The sequence below is a fragment of the Bradyrhizobium sp. CCBAU 53351 genome, assembly GCF_015291745.1.
GTDB lineage: Bacteria > Pseudomonadota > Alphaproteobacteria > Rhizobiales > Xanthobacteraceae > Bradyrhizobium.
Map to the genome: position 1 here is coordinate 4,074,081 of NZ_CP030059.1, position 14,193 is coordinate 4,088,273.

General features: G+C 62.9%; 16 protein-coding genes. 6 read left to right on the top strand and 10 right to left on the bottom strand.

Features of this window, described 5'->3' with window-relative positions; genetic code table 11:
- Positions 1-11: 11 nt before the first annotated feature.
- On the top strand, positions 12-995 hold the full coding sequence (locus XH83_RS19195; RefSeq protein ID WP_371746094.1) for a glycerophosphodiester phosphodiesterase family protein: 984 nt from the start codon (positions 12-14) through the stop codon (positions 993-995).
- On the opposite strand, the gene XH83_RS19200 is transcribed toward XH83_RS19195, so the two are convergent.
- The 6 genes from XH83_RS19200 to XH83_RS19225 all read right to left on the bottom strand — a co-directional run bounded on the left by XH83_RS19200 (position 992) and on the right by XH83_RS19225 (position 6,973).
- A complete protein-coding gene (locus XH83_RS19200; RefSeq protein WP_194402369.1) occupies positions 992-2,614 on the bottom strand; it encodes an ABC-F family ATP-binding cassette domain-containing protein in 1,623 nt (540 codons plus the stop codon). The two genes, XH83_RS19195 and XH83_RS19200, sit on opposite strands and share 4 nt — an antisense overlap.
- Before the next feature lie 231 nt (positions 2,615-2,845).
- Positions 2,846-3,502, bottom strand: a complete 657-nt coding sequence (locus tag XH83_RS19205; RefSeq protein WP_194402370.1) for a hypothetical protein — start codon at positions 3,500-3,502, stop codon at positions 2,846-2,848.
- Positions 3,503-3,512: 10 nt separating this feature from the next.
- Positions 3,513-4,007, bottom strand: a complete 495-nt coding sequence (locus XH83_RS19210) for a type II 3-dehydroquinate dehydratase (protein ID WP_194402371.1) — start codon at positions 4,005-4,007, stop codon at positions 3,513-3,515.
- Between the two features lie 33 nt (positions 4,008-4,040).
- Entirely contained in the window at positions 4,041-5,321 is a 1,281-nt protein-coding gene (locus tag XH83_RS19215; RefSeq protein WP_194402372.1) for a TRAP transporter large permease, read from the bottom strand.
- A 49-nt stretch (positions 5,322-5,370) separates the two neighbouring features.
- Entirely contained in the window at positions 5,371-5,880 is a 510-nt protein-coding gene (locus XH83_RS19220) for a TRAP transporter small permease (RefSeq protein ID WP_194402373.1), read from the bottom strand.
- A gap of 73 nt (positions 5,881-5,953) precedes the next feature.
- Positions 5,954-6,973 (bottom strand): TRAP transporter substrate-binding protein, encoded by a 1,020-nt coding sequence (locus XH83_RS19225; RefSeq protein ID WP_194402374.1) that lies wholly within the window; start codon positions 6,971-6,973, stop codon positions 5,954-5,956.
- A 229-nt stretch (positions 6,974-7,202) separates the two neighbouring features.
- Between XH83_RS19225 and XH83_RS19230 the strand changes: the two genes are divergently transcribed.
- Genes XH83_RS19230 through XH83_RS19240 form a run of 3 tightly spaced genes read left to right on the top strand, consistent with a single transcriptional unit; the run spans position 7,203 to position 9,968 of the window.
- On the top strand, positions 7,203-7,862 hold the full coding sequence (locus tag XH83_RS19230; RefSeq protein ID WP_194402375.1) for a GntR family transcriptional regulator: 660 nt from the start codon (positions 7,203-7,205) through the stop codon (positions 7,860-7,862).
- A gap of 49 nt (positions 7,863-7,911) precedes the next feature.
- The gene (locus XH83_RS19235; RefSeq protein ID WP_194402376.1) at positions 7,912-9,078 is read left to right on the top strand and encodes a Xaa-Pro peptidase family protein; all 1,167 of its coding nucleotides are present in this window, start codon (positions 7,912-7,914) and stop codon (positions 9,076-9,078) included.
- On the top strand, positions 9,075-9,968 hold the full coding sequence (locus XH83_RS19240; protein WP_194402377.1) for an SMP-30/gluconolactonase/LRE family protein: 894 nt from the start codon (positions 9,075-9,077) through the stop codon (positions 9,966-9,968). Before XH83_RS19235 ends, XH83_RS19240 begins: the two co-directional genes overlap by 4 nt.
- Before the next feature lie 562 nt (positions 9,969-10,530).
- Here XH83_RS19240 and XH83_RS19245 read toward each other — a convergent pair.
- Positions 10,531-10,785 carry a hypothetical protein gene (locus tag XH83_RS19245; RefSeq protein ID WP_194402378.1) on the bottom strand — a complete coding sequence of 85 codons (255 nt, stop codon included), beginning with the start codon at positions 10,783-10,785 and terminating at the stop codon, positions 10,531-10,533.
- 148 nt (positions 10,786-10,933) lie between these two features.
- Here XH83_RS19245 and XH83_RS19250 point away from each other — a divergent pair, with 148 nt between their 5' ends.
- Positions 10,934-11,665, top strand: a complete 732-nt coding sequence (locus XH83_RS19250) for a DUF3750 domain-containing protein (RefSeq protein ID WP_194402379.1) — start codon at positions 10,934-10,936, stop codon at positions 11,663-11,665.
- A gap of 103 nt (positions 11,666-11,768) precedes the next feature.
- Here XH83_RS19250 and XH83_RS19255 read toward each other — a convergent pair whose 3' ends face one another.
- Both XH83_RS19255 and XH83_RS19260 read right to left on the bottom strand, forming a co-directional pair.
- The gene (locus XH83_RS19255) at positions 11,769-12,473 is read right to left on the bottom strand and encodes a hypothetical protein (protein ID WP_194402380.1); all 705 of its coding nucleotides are present in this window, start codon (positions 12,471-12,473) and stop codon (positions 11,769-11,771) included.
- A 285-nt stretch (positions 12,474-12,758) separates the two neighbouring features.
- Positions 12,759-12,908 carry a hypothetical protein gene (locus XH83_RS19260; protein ID WP_194402381.1) on the bottom strand — a complete coding sequence of 50 codons (150 nt, stop codon included), beginning with the start codon at positions 12,906-12,908 and terminating at the stop codon, positions 12,759-12,761.
- Between the two features lie 100 nt (positions 12,909-13,008).
- Here XH83_RS19260 and XH83_RS19265 point away from each other — a divergent pair, with 100 nt between their 5' ends.
- Positions 13,009-13,467 carry a hypothetical protein gene (locus tag XH83_RS19265; RefSeq protein ID WP_194402382.1) on the top strand — a complete coding sequence of 153 codons (459 nt, stop codon included), beginning with the start codon at positions 13,009-13,011 and terminating at the stop codon, positions 13,465-13,467.
- Positions 13,468-13,506: 39 nt separating this feature from the next.
- On the opposite strand, the gene XH83_RS19270 is transcribed toward XH83_RS19265, so the two are convergent.
- Positions 13,507-14,190 (bottom strand): substrate-binding domain-containing protein, encoded by a 684-nt coding sequence (locus XH83_RS19270; RefSeq protein ID WP_194402383.1) that lies wholly within the window; start codon positions 14,188-14,190, stop codon positions 13,507-13,509.
- Positions 14,191-14,193: the final 3 nt, after the last annotated feature.

The following is a 14,193-nucleotide window of genomic DNA, read 5'->3' on the forward strand; positions in this document are numbered from 1 at the left end:
AGGAAGGTGTGGTGGGCAGGAAGTTGAAGGCGAGCGCGGCCATCGTGATGGCCGCCGCGGCTAGCATCTACATCAACAACACCAATCTGCTCGCGCAGCATCGGGGCGGCAAGCCGGTGCTGCTGGCCCATCGCGGCATCGCGCAACGCTTCGATGAGCGCGATGTGAAGAACGACACCTGCACCGCCGCGAGGATGTTGCCGCCGTCGCACGATTATCTGGAGAACACCTTGCGCTCGATGCGCGCCAGCTTCGAGGCCGGCGCCGACGTGGTCGAGCTCGACGTGCATCCGACCACCGAAGGCGAGTTCGCCGTCTTCCACGACTGGACGCTCGGCTGCCGCACCGACGGCCAGGGCGTCACGCGCGAGCAGAGCATGGCGAAACTGAAAATGCTCGACATCGGCCACGGCTACACCGCCGACGGCGGCGAGACCTTTCCGTTTCGCGGCAAGGCGATCGGGATGATGCCGACGCTATCTGAGGTGCTAGCCACCTTCCCGGACAAGCAACTCCTCATTAACGTGAAAAGCCGCGACGCCGGCGAAGGCGAGAAACTCGCCGCCGTGCTGAACGCGCTGTCGGCCGAGCGGCGGCGGAAGATCATGGTCTATGGCGGTGACGAGCCGATCGACACGATCCGTCGCCTGGCTCCTGATGTTCGCACCATTTCGCGCACGACCATACGGCGCTGCCTGCTTCGCTATTTCGGCTATGGCTGGACCGGCTTGATCCCGGCCGCCTGTCGAAGCGCCCTGGTGCTGGTGCCCATCAATGTCGCACCCTGGCTCTGGGGCTGGCCCGATCGCTTCCTCAATCGAATGGCCGACGCCAACAGCGCGGTCTTCGTGCTCGGCCCTTATAGCGGCGGCGAATTCTCCACCGGCATTGATACGCCCGAATTGCTCGCCCGGCTCCCGCAAGGCTATTCCGGCGGCATCTGGACCAACGAGATCGAGACCATCGCCAGGATCGCGGGCAAGAGCAAGAACTAGCTCCGCAACCCCGGCGCCTCCTGCCCGGTACGCGCGACGTATTCCGTGTAGCCGCCGCCGAACTGGTGGATGCCCTCCGGCGTCAGCTCCAGCACGCGGTTCGACAGCGTCGCCAGGAAGTGGCGGTCATGCGAGACGAACAGCATGGTGCCCTCGAAATCCGACAGCGCATTGATCAGCATTTCCTTGGTGGCGAGATCGAGATGGTTGGTCGGCTCGTCCAGCACCAGGAAGTTCGGCGGATCGAACAGCATCTTGGCCATCACAAGGCGCGCCTTCTCCCCGCCCGAGAGCACGCGGCAGCGCTTCTCGACGTCGTCGCCGGAGAAGCCGAAGCAGCCGGCGAGCGCGCGCAATGAGCCCTGCCCCGCGGTCGGAAACTGGTCCTCCAGCGACTGGAACACGGTGCGCTCGCCGTCGAGCAGGTCCATCGCATGCTGGGCGAAATAGCCCATCTTGACGCTGCCGCCGACCGATACCGTTCCCTCGTCCGGCTCGCTCGCGCCGGCAATGAGCTTGAGCAGCGTCGACTTGCCGGCGCCGTTGACGCCCATCACGCACCAGCGCTCCCTGCGGCGGATCATGAAATCGAGTCCGTCATAGATCCGCTTGCTGCCATAGCCCTTGTGAACGTTCTTCAGGGCGACGACGTCTTCTCCCGAGCGCGGGGCCGGCGGAAAATCGAACGCGATGCTCTGGCGGCGCCGCGGCGGCTCGACCCGCTCGATCTTGTCGAGCTTCTTCACCCGGCTCTGCACCTGCGCGGCGTGCGAGGCGCGCGCCTTGAAGCGCTCGATGAACTTGATCTCCTTGGCGAGCATGGCCTGCTGGCGCTCGAACTGCGCCTGCTGCTGCTTCTCGTTCTGCGCGCGCTGCTGCTCATAGAACTCGTAGTCGCCGGTGTAGGTCGTCAGCGAGCCGGAATCGATCTCGATCACTTTCGAGATCACGCGGTTGATGAACTCGCGGTCGTGCGAGGTCATCAGCAGCGTGCCTTCGAAATCGTGCAGGAATTTTTCAAGCCAGATCAGGCTTTCGAGATCGAGATGGTTGCTCGGCTCGTCGAGCAGCATGACATCGGGACGCATCAGCAGGATGCGCGCAAGCGCCACGCGCATCTTCCAGCCGCCCGAGAGCTTGCCGACGTCGCCGTCCATCATCTCCTGGCTGAAGCCGAGGCCCGACAGCGCCTCGCGCGCGCGGCCGTCGAGCGCGTAGCCGTCGAGCTCCTCGAACGCGTGCTGCACCTCGCCATAGCGCGCGATGATCTCGTCCATCTGATCGGCCTTGTCGGGATCGGCCATCGCGGCCTCGAGCTCGCGGAGCTCGGCCGCGACCTCGCTGACGGGACCGGCGCCATTCATCACCTCGGCCACGGCGCTGCGCCCGGACATCTCGCCGACATCCTGGCTGAAATAGCCGATGGTGATGCCGCGATCGGTGGAGACCTGCCCCTCGTCGGGCAGTTCCTCACCGGCGATCATCCGGAACAGGGTGGTTTTTCCAGCGCCGTTCGGGCCAACGAGGCCGATCTTCTCGCCCTTGTTGAGGGCGGCCGAGGCTTCGATGAACAGGATCTGGTGGCCGGCTTGCTTGCTGACGTTATCGAGGCGGATCATGGGGTCTTTTTGGGGGGATTTTTGCGTTGCAGCGTCATAGGCCATGCCGGCGCTGAGGGGAAGCCCGGCGGGGTACGGATTTCTCACCGCCAGACATGCCGGCCCCCTGCAATTGGCTCCCTCCGGTCTGATCCGTTGGCTGCAGCACGCTGCCCGCGCCGCGCCCGAAGCGCCTCCAAGGGCATAGCGTCCACTCGGTCGAGCACGTTCGGCGCAGAGAGAAGATGATTGTCAGCCGAAATCGGCGATGCGGACATCGAGCGTAAACACGGTTTGATAGACTTCCGGTTCGCTCGCCCCGCCGAGGACATCCGGGATGGTCGTGCGGGCCCGCTGCAGGGCGATTTGCAACGAGGTCAAGTCGAGTGCCTCGATCAACAGCAGGCCTGAGAAGAAACCCTCAGTCTTGCGCATGCCCTTTTCAGTCGTCGGTACCGATGTCCGGGCCTCGTCGGTTGCACCGATCTGTACGGCGGCGACCCCGTCGCATGCGACGAGCGCCTCGGCCAGTTCTTGCGGGCTCGCGGGCAACTTCTCGATCCGCAACGCCGCGATCGTGGCCCCCTCCCCGCGCCCGGCCCGCGCCACCATGGTGCCCCCGCCCCGCATGAAGTTACCGAGCTTTGGCATGATGCGCCGAGACCACGGCGTCGGGGCGTTGAGACGCGCGAGATAGGCCTCCCCATCGAGGACCTCGGGTGCCTCAAGCTCATACAGGATGAAGAAGCGGTTGATATCGTCGCGTGCTGCGCGGAAGACCCGTGACGCCAGAAAGCCTCTGGTCGTGACGCGTTCGGTTGTATGCTCGCGGGTCAGCCAGTGTCGGTAATCAGTCAGATCCTGCGCCTCGACGTCGCTCCAAATCGCAAGAAAACCTGCTCCGAGCATTCCACTCTCCTCAAGCCTTGCCGGCAGCTGCAAGCCCGCGCAGCGCCGACGGAATCGTTTCGGGCAATTGTCCGAGCCGCTGAACAGCCGCGAGGATCGCGACGAGATAGCCGTGCGGACCCAAGCCGCAAATGACCGCCGTGCAAGCGCTGGAGGTGATGGAGTGACGATGAAGCTCATCTCGCGCGTGGATATTCGATATGTGCAGCTCGATCTTCACGCCTTCGAAGATCTTGAGCGCATCGATCAGCGCGATCGACGTGAACGAATAGGCCGCCGGGTTGATGATGATCGCGTCCGCCTTGCCATGGGCTGACTGGATCAGGTTGACGAGCTCGCCCTCCATGTTGGACTGATGGAAAGAGATGGAGACGCCGAGTTGGGCGGCCAGCATCTGGCAGCTGTCCTCGATCTCCTTCAGCGTCGTCCGGCCGTAGATGTGCGGCTCTCTGATGCCGAGAAAGTTGAGGTTGGGTCCGTTGAGGATCATGATTTTGGCGGCCATCTTCGCTCCTCGTATCCTTTGCCGACGCGGCGACTAACCGCCGAACCATTTAGCCGGAATCGTCACCAGTCCCGGGAAGAGTATCATCGCGAAAAGAACGATCAGCTGCGCGATCATGAAGGGCCAAACGCCCTTGACGATGTCCTCCATGCTGATCCTGGAGACGCCGCAGACGACGTTCAGCACGATGCCGACCGGGGGCGTGATCAGGCCGATGGAATTATTGATGATGAACAGCACGCCGAAATAGACCGGATCGATATGTGCCGCTTTGACGATCGGCATCAGGATCGGCGTCAGGATCAGGATTGTCGGCGTCATGTCGAGCGCCGTTCCAACGATCACGACAACGACCATGATCGCGAGCATCAGGATCGTATTGTTTCCCATGAACGGTTTCAGGAGATCGACGACCTGGCCGGAGATCTCGGACACCGTGATCAGCCAGGACGAGACCAGCGCCGCGGCGACGAGAAACATGACAACGCTGGTCGTCACCGCGGACGAGACCAGAACGGCATAGACTTCGGACCATTTCAACTCGCGGTAAACGCAAGTCGCCACGAACAGCGAATAGACGGCGACGACAACGCCGGCCTCGGTCGGCGTGAAGATGCCAAAGCGCAGGCCCACGATGATGATCCCTGGCAGCATCAGCGCCCAGAAGCCGTCGATCACTGCAAACAAAACGGTGCGCAGCGTAGCGCGCGGCGGCGGTTTCAGATCTTCCTTGTGCACCACCCAGTACCAGGCAACGCAGAGGCCTAACCCCAGCAGCAGACCGGGAACGATGCCGGCAAGAAACAGCTTCGAGATCGACACGTTGGCCGCGACGCCGAAGATCACGAAACCGATGCTGGGCGGGATCACCGGGCCGATGACCCCGCCGGCGGCCACCAGGCCGGCCGCATAGGTCTTCTTGTGACCCGCCGCCACCATCATCGGCACCAGCAATGCCGCAAGCGCGGCCGCATCGGCAGCCGCGGATCCCGACAGCGATGACAGGATGCATGCAGCCAGAATCGTGACATAGCCCAGGCCGCCGCGGAAATGCCCGACCGCGACGAGCGCGACATTGACGATACGCTTGGCCAGGCCTCCCTTGTTCATGATCTCGCCGGCGAGCATGAAGAAGGGAATGGCCATCAGCGGAAAGCTGTCGGCGCCGTTGATGACATTCTGCGCCACGATCTGGGAATCGAACATGTCGATCGTGCTCATCAGGGCGACGCCGCAGATGAGAAGCGCGAAGGCGATCGGCATTCCAAGCGCCATCGCGCCAAGCAGCGAGAACGTGAAGACCGCGATTGTCATGGCGTTATCCGGGTGACGCGAGGGGGCGGCGCGGCGACAGCAGAGGACATCACTGCTCCTCCGATTCCCTGACGGCCACCATCTCCTCCTCGCTCGCCTGCCCGCTGACCACCCGATACAGATCGTAGAGAAGGATGACTGCGGTCGACACGCCGAAGATCACACCGACGGCGTAGAAGATCGCCATTGAAAGACCGGTGGCCGGCGCGCGGTCTTCCAGGTTGATGACAGTCTGGCGCCAGCTTCCCGACAGCAACAGCCAGTCGGCAAACAGCATCAGGCAGTAGTTGAGGACGAAGCAGATGCGCTTGCCGGAAGCCGGCAGCATCCGGACCAGAGTATCGACCCCGAGATGGGCGTGTTCGCGCATCGCGACGATGGCGCCGAGGAAGGTCAGCCAGACCAGGAGCCAGCGTGACAGCTCCTCGGAAATCGTGATGCCGGAGTTGAAACCGTAACGCAGCACGACGTTGCCGAACACAAGCACCACCATGACTGCGAGGCACGCGGCAATGACGGCCTTGAGAAACGTGCAATAGAGATCGAGGGCTCGCGCCATGCGTGACGTCCGGACAAGTGAGGGATGAGCCGGCCCATGACCGGCTCAGCCACTCGCGTGGTTGAGAGGTCGGTTACTTCACGTCCTTGCGGATGCGCTCGACCTCGTCGTTGAACAGCTTCACCGTTTCGGAGCGAAGATTGGCGGAAATCTTCTCCACCACCGGCTGCACCGTCTTGCGCATGCGTTCGGTCTCCTCGGGGGCGATCGCGTTGTACTGCATGCCCTTGGCCTGCAATTCGGCTAGAGCCTTTTCGGTCTGAAGACGCGTCTGTTCCTTCTGATAACCGCGACTTTCTGCGTAGGCCTCGCGCATCAGGCGCTGCTCGGTCGGCGACAGCTTGTCCCAGAACGCCTTGCTCACCAGGATGATGTTGAGGGTGAAGGTGTGGTTGGTGGCGGAAACGTATTTCTGCACTTCGTAGAATTTGTTGGAGAGAATGACCGTATAGGGATTCTCCTGTCCGTCGACGGTGCGGGTCTCCAGCGCCGAATAGAGCTCGCCGAACGCCATCGGGACCGGGTTGGCCTTGAAGGCGCTGAAGCTTTCGAGATAGACCGGATTCGGGATGACGCGGAGCTTGAGACCGGCGAAGTCCTCGACCTTGGTGATCGGTCGGGTGCTGTTGGTGACGTTGCGGAAGCCCAGGCCCCAATAGCCGAGACCGACAAGTCCCTTCGCCGGCAGCGTATCGAGCATCGCATTGCCGAACTTGCCGGTCGCGAGCGCGTCGGCCTGTTCGATCGTGTTGAACAGGAACGGGAAGTCGATCAGACCGAATTCCGGGACGACGGTCGCGAGCGAGGTCGTCGAGGCCGATAACATCTCCTGCGTGCCGCCGCGCAGCGCCGATTGCTGCTGCAGTTCGTTGCCCAGTTGCGAGGCCGCGAACTCGCGGACCTTCATCTTGCCTCCGCTCTTGGCCGCCAGGATCTCGCCGAACTTCTGCACGCCGAAGCTGACGGGATGATCGGTGTTGTTCAGGTGGCCCCACCTGATCGTCCGCTCCTGGATGTCGTCGGCGGCGGATGCGCCGACTGTCAGCGCCACGCAGATCGCAGCCGTAGACAGTGCTCGTGCCAACAAGCTCATCGTGTCCTCCCTGTTCACAGGGGCACGAACCACGGCTTAAGCCACTATTTTCCGTACCCTCAGCTTATTTACACATCATACATATATTTCTATGTCAAACGGCAAAATGAATAACCTATGATATTTTGCCATTCATCGGATTCTATCCATCTGCTATATTGCTGGCAACGTTGATGGTTCGGCCGATCCCTGGGGCGGCCGATGATCCGGACAAGCGGGACCAAAGCCTATGACCACACTCGAGGAACGGCCCATGTCGGCGGGCGACAGCGGCTATCAGCGCATTCGGTCCGACATTATTTTCGGAGTCCTCACGCCATCCGGGCGTCTCAGGCTTGATGCGATGAAAGAAGATTACGGCTTCAGCATCTCGACCCTGCGAGAGATCCTCAATCGGCTCACGTCCGAAGGTTTTGTGGTCGCTGAAGGCCAGCGTGGGTTCGAGGTGGCCCCTATTTCGATCCAGAACCTGCGCGAACTCGCCGATCTGCGCATCCTTCTGGAGCACCATGCCATGGCCGAGTCGTTCCGGACTGGCGACGTCGAGTGGGAGGGCCGCGTGGTTTCGGCTCATCACAAGCTGGCGGCTACCGAACGCGCCATCCTCAAGGAAGGCGACGACCCAGAGCTACGCAAGCGGTACGACGGCGAGTTCCACCAGGCTCTGATCTCGAGCTGCGGATCCCGCGAGCTCATGCACACCCATTCGATCGTGTTCGACAAATACTTCCGCTACGCGCTGCGCTATCGGGGGGCGGAGACGATCAACCAGCACAAAGCGCTCCTGGAGTGCGCGCTGAAGCGCGACATCAAGAACGCCAGGGCCGTCCTCAGCGACCATATCAACGGCTGCGTCGCGCATGCGGTGTCCTCCTGGAAGGACGCCTGACAACCCTCGCCTGCCGCAAGATCAAGTCGTCGGCGCACAAGAATGATCAATGCACGCCCATATCCCTTTCTCCACGGACAGGCTTGACGGCTTGCTCGATGCCTCCGGCATCGACGTCCTGATCGTCACCTCGAAACACAACATCCAGTACCTTCTCGGTGGGTACTATCACTTCCAATTCGACTACATGGAAGCGATCGGGATCAGCCGCTACCTGCCGATCCTGGTCTATGTGAAGGGCGCGCCGGACAAGGCGGCATATGTCGCCGGCCGGAACGAGCGGGACAGCGTCCAGAACAGGATCGGCGCGGGATACTGGATGCCGCCGGTCGTTTTTGGCTCGTCAACTACGGTCGAGGCGATGACGCTTGCGCTCGAGCATGTGAAGGCCGTCGCGACCTCGTTCCGTCTCGGCATCGAGATGTCGTTCTTGCCGGTTGACGCGGCAGACGTGTTACGCCGAGAGCTTCCTGACGCCCGGATCGTCGAGGCCATGCGCCCGCTCGAGAAGCTGCGGTCGATCAAGAGTGCGGCCGAGCTGGACATCCTCCGGGAGGCGTCCGAGCGCGTGGTCGCCTCGATGATGGACGCAGTCAGCCGTACCCGTGTCGGCCAGAGCAAGCGCGAGATCATCGATCATCTGCGCCGGGCCGAATTGTCGCGCGACATGATCTTCGAATATGCCCTGGTGACCGTCGGAACGAGCCTCAACCGGGCGCCCTCCGAGCAACGTCTGGCACCCGGCGAGATCGTTTCGCTGGATTCGGGCGGAAACTACCGTGGCTATATCGGTGATCTCTGCCGGATGGCCGTGCACGGCGCGCCCGACGGCGAACTCGTCGATCTGCTCGGGGAAATCGAGGGGATCCAGCAGGCAGCCCGCGTCCCGATACGGGCGGGTCTGACCGGACGCGAGATCTTCAACGCCGCGAATGAAGCGCTCGCGCGATCTCCTCACGGCAGCCAGATGCACTTCGTCGCTCATGGCACCGGCATCGTCAACCACGAAGCGCCGCGCCTGACAGCAAGCGGGCCAATCCCTTATCCCGCCGACGACGCCGATGCGCCGCTCAAGGCCGGCATGGTCGTCTCAATCGAAACGACGCTGCCCCACGCGCGCGGTTTCATCAAGCTCGAGGACACAATTGCCGTCACGGCGAGCGGATATCAGGCCTTTGGTGACAGCGGACGCGGCTGGAATCCAATTTCGTCATGAGCATCAATCCGATCTCCTCCACCAAGGTCGAGACCGCGGTCGCTGCTGCTGATATTCTCGGCGAGACGCCATTGTGGTGCGATCGGACCCGCAAGCTGTGGTGGATCGATATCGACGGCAGGCTGCATCAATCCTTCGATCCAGCGACGGGCGCGCACCAAGTAACCTCCTACGATTGCCGGTTCCTTGGCAGTCAAGCCATGACAGCAGACGGCTCGCATTTGCTCGCGCAGGATTTGAGCCTCCACCGCTTGGGCGATACCGCGGGACGGGTCATTGAAGTCGAAAGTGGTCTGGACAATCGTCTCAACGACGGCCGCGTGGATGCGCGCGGGCGCCTATGGATCGGCACCATGGATAACGAATTGCATCGTCCGCAGGGCTCGCTCTACCGGGTGACCGGAGGCGGTGAGGTGACACGCATGTTCGGCGACGTCATCGTGACCAATGGGATCGCATTCTCGCCGGACAACCGCACGCTCTATTTCACGGACACACGGCGGTACCGCACTTGGCAGTTCGATTTCGATCTCGACGATGGCACGATCCGCAATCGGCGCCTGTTTGCCGACTATGTGGCGACGAAGGAGCGACCTGACGGCGCGTGCGTTGACGTCGCAGGAGGGCTCTGGACGGCCTTTTTCTCGGGTGGCCGCCTGGTGCGCTATCGGCCGGACGGACAGATCGATACCGTCGTGCCCTTGCCCGTGACCAATCCCACGTGCCTGTGCTTTGGCGGCAGCGATCTCAAAACGCTATACGTCACGACGGCCCGGAAATTTCTGAATCCGCGGCAGTTGCGAGATGAGCCTCAAGCCGGCCAAATTCTTGCGATCCACGGCGTCGCGGAAGGCCTCCTTGAACATCGTTTCCTGCGCAGCTCCCCCTAAACACTGCATGTCCGCTCATGGCCAGAGCCGACATCCCACTATCACTGTAGCGTCGCCTCTTGACGGGTGAGCAGACGCAAAGAATTCCCAGCAGCTCACGCCCGCCGCATCAGCTTGCGCGACGGCGGCAGCACGCTCGATGATGATCGTCACTTCCTGAGGATGCCCGTATCGGTATTTCCAAGCTGCTGGACAGCACTATTTGCGGCTGGCGTGTTGTAGGTCGGTCGAGATCCCCCGCCGTCCTGCCCAGACGTCGCGACGCCCAGTCTCTCACCTGTCGTGCCCTGGCTTTTCGCATTGGACGTGTGGGGTCCGGGGGAACCGCCGGTTCCGCTGAGCGTGGTCCCGTTCGAGAGCGTCGAACCACCCGTGCCGCCCGGGCCAGCTGCACCCGCGCCACCGGCGGATGAAGACCCGCCTGAGGCGCCCCCCGAGCTTTGCGCCATCGAGACCGAAATGGTGCTCAGCAGGATAGTCGCCGCGATCGCTAGACACCTCATCTCTGTCGCTCCATTCACCAGCAAGCTCTCAGATCGCTACACTGTCGTATACGCGCAACCTATCGGCGGCGAGCGATCCAGGCTCCGGCGAGAAAGGCCACGAGCAACGACCGTAACGGCGCCTTCACCGCCATCTCGCGCAACTGGTCAGCCCATCGCGCCGCGAAATCAAAAGAGGACGAATTGTGCTGCGCACCGAAAGCAGCTTTAGGCGCGGCGGAACTCGACCGTTGCTTGGTGGCTCGCGCCATGCCGCCCTGATCGTCCGTCAATCCGGAGGCTTCTGTCATCGCCTCAGCTTCCTTGATGTCCATGTGTGAACTCCAATCCTGTCGAGGTTGCGGAACAATGACTGATCCAAGTACCTCGGGCTCCGCCGATGGGAGCAGCTCTGGCAGAGGCATTCATGCGAACTATATGTTTGTCACACGCCCCGCCGTACCCACTCCCTTGAAGAAGCCCTTGCTGATCTTTCTGTTCCTCGTCTTCGCACCGCTGGCCGTCTCAGCGGCGAGATATTTCTGGCTGGGCGATGGCCGCGAGAATTGGCAAACCGCCGATCGGTCGAGCGCTGGTCTTCTGCTCGCCGCCGCCGACCATCCCGAAGCCGTCGTGCGAGTGTTCGGAGCGAGAACGGTCAGGTGGCGCAGCATCTTCGCGGTTCACACCTGGATCGTCGTCAAAGAGAACAATGCGACGACCTACACGAGGTACGACTACACGGCCTGGGGCGAGCCGATCCGCACCAACGGCTTTGCTCCGGACGGGCGGTGGTTCGGCGCTGCGCCGGAAATCATCGTGGCAGTCGACGGAGCGCGCGCGGAGGCGTTGATCCCCAAAATCCGGGATGTGATCGAAAACTACAAGTTTCGATCCTATGGCGATTACAGCGTCTGGCCGGGTCCCAATTCCAACACCTTCGTGCAGGCGGCCCTCGACTCCGTCCCCGAGCTTCGAGCCGTCCTGCCTCCGACCGCAATCGGCAAGGACTTCCCGTACACCGGCAGATGGGTCGGCGTCACGGCGTCCGGCACGGGCCTCTATGCGTCGCTGGCCGGATATATCGGGGTTTCGATCGGCTGGGTCGAAGGCCTGGAGGTCAACTTCTTCGGTGCCGTGCTCGGTTTCGACATCCGACGCCCCGCGCTCAAATTGCCAGGCCTCGGACGCGTTGGCATGTCCACCGGCGCGTGAGAGCGGGAGCCTGACTGCGGAGCGATAGGCTCGTTCGCGCAAGACCTCGCGTGAGGTTCGCTTCATCCCGGAAAGCGGACATCCGAGATTTGTGAATGCGTTCCTAAGCCTTCCGCATCAGCTTGAGCGAGGCCGCAAGGCGCAGGCTGCGCTTGCCGGCGAGCGCGATGCCTTCGAGCTCGCCACCGTCGGCCGTGCACGTTCCGGAAAAACCGATCCCGACTTCAAACCCTCCAAAGACGGGGTTCTCGCCCTTCGCCGGCGTGTGCTCCTGGTTCAGCATCTCGCCCTTCCAGCGGCCGTCGGCGGAGGAATAGGAGCCGAGATAGTAGAAGAATGCATCGCCGCCGAGGATGCGGCCGTCGATCAGCAGCATCACGCCGGAGAGGCCGGCATCGACGCCGTCGAGCGCGCGCAGGCTCATGCCGTAGAGCCCGTTGGCGATGCCGCCCTGCCCGATCGTGCCGCGCGGCGGCAAGGCCCCGTCGTCGAGCCGGGTGAGATTGGCCCAGAAATGCGCGCCCGGCATCGTGTTCGCGCCGCCCTGAAGACGGATCTCGTTGCCAACCAGCCGGCCGCGCGCGCCGATCGAGGCGACGTCGGCGCCCATCAGCGGCTTGTAGTTGGGATCGAGATTGTGCCGCTCGGTGATCACCTCGGCGACGATCTCGCCGTCACGCTCTGAATAGGTGCCAAGATGCGCGAAGCCCGAATTGCCGCCCAGCATCTTGCCGTCATGCAGGCACATGATGCTGCGCCCGAACGCATCGTTGACGCCGTATTCTACTTTGTAGAGCCCGTCCAGCAACGCAATGAACCCGCAAAATCGGAAAAGGATCGCGGGCTACCTAGCATTGCCGCCGCATCTCTGCCATCCGGTTTTTCCGCGCAGGGGCGTTGCGGATCGCCGCGGCCGCGATGCATCGCCGCTGTTTTGCCCGGCGGGACAAGACACTTTTCGCCGAAACCTCAGGACGCGACGTCGCCCGACAAGTGATTTCAGCGACCGAGCGATTTCAACCACTTGGCTACTGTGCATGGGGTTGTTTTTCGACTTTTTGCCTGGCCGGTGCCGACCGGCCTTGTTCACGCGTCAATGACGCTTGAAATACTGCACCTCGCGCTCGTGCTTCTCGGCTGCCGCCCGGCTCCTGAAGGTGCCGAGGTTACGGCGCTTGCCGGTCTTCGGATCGACCTTGCGTGAATAGAGGCGATATTCGCCGGATGCCAGTTTGCGGATCATGATCGGGCCTCCCGCTTCCTCCGATTCAACGGCCGGTGCCGGAGCTGGTTCCTGATCGAGCCTCCTCGAACCCGCCGGCACGAGCGTGCGACCAAGGGGCATGAACCAGACAGAGCCATCCGCCGAAGAGCAGATCGCCGAATTCGTCGCCAGCGCGGCGAAGCAGCCGCTGCTCGATGCCGCGTTCGAACTCTGGCGCTGGCGCTACCGGTTGGATTCGATCGAAGGGCGCCCGACCGCCGAAGAGGTTCGCATCTATCGCACCCTCACGCCGCAGCAGATGGCCGAGCGATATCGCTACGAACGCGACCATGCCCACGAGGGGCCGATGTTCGGGTACGTCAAGCGCGCCCACCCGCACGCCGACGACGATGCGATCCGGCAGGCGATCATCACCGCCGTCAAATTCGAGGGCGCGGCGGAAGCGCATTTCAAATGGGACGGCGATTTCTGGGCTTGCGTCGTCCGTGCCGTCGCGCAGGCCGCCGCCGAATATCCCGGCTTCCTCGAGACGACCTATCGCGACGCCCGCAACAATCTCGCGTACTACATGAAGTGAGCCGCGCGAGGTCTGCGCTGCGTCCACGCCCCGGCAACTCTAGGGCTCGAGCCCCGATTGGCGCAGGATGGGCACGACCTCCGGCGAAGCCAGATAGCGTAGCAGGCGGCCAGCGGCGTCGACATGTCTCGCGTTCGCGACACGGCCGGCCGAGAACACCGCCGGCGTTTGCAAATCATGCGGGATCGGGCCGATCACCGCGATGCCTTCGACCTGCTTTAGTTCGCTGATCTGCTGCACGGCGAGATCGGCCTCACCGCTGACGAGGCGCTCGGCGGTAAAGCCCTGCTCGACGATGGTGGCCCTGGCGTTGATTTTGGCCGCGATCCCCATCCGTACGATCAACTGGGCGAAGTAGACGCCGCTCGCCCCCAGCCGCGAATAGGCAACGGACCGTGCTGCGAGCAGCGTCTTGCGCAGTGCCGCTTCGCTTGCGATGTCGGGATGCGCCTGTCCTGCCCGCACGGCGATGCCGACATAGGAGCGGGCCAGATCGGCAGCGCCGCCTGCGAGCACGCGGCCCTCCGCGATCACCTCGTCCAGCCCCTCGCGCGTGAGGATCACGAGATCGGCAGCCTCGCCGTCGCGCAAGCGCTTCAGCAGGGCCAGGGTCGGCGCGAAGTCGGCGTCGACATGGATGCCCGTTTCAGCCGCGAAGGCGGAGGACAGGCTGCGCATCGCGCCCATCAGGCCGAGCGTCGAGAGAATGCGGAGCTTTTCCATGTG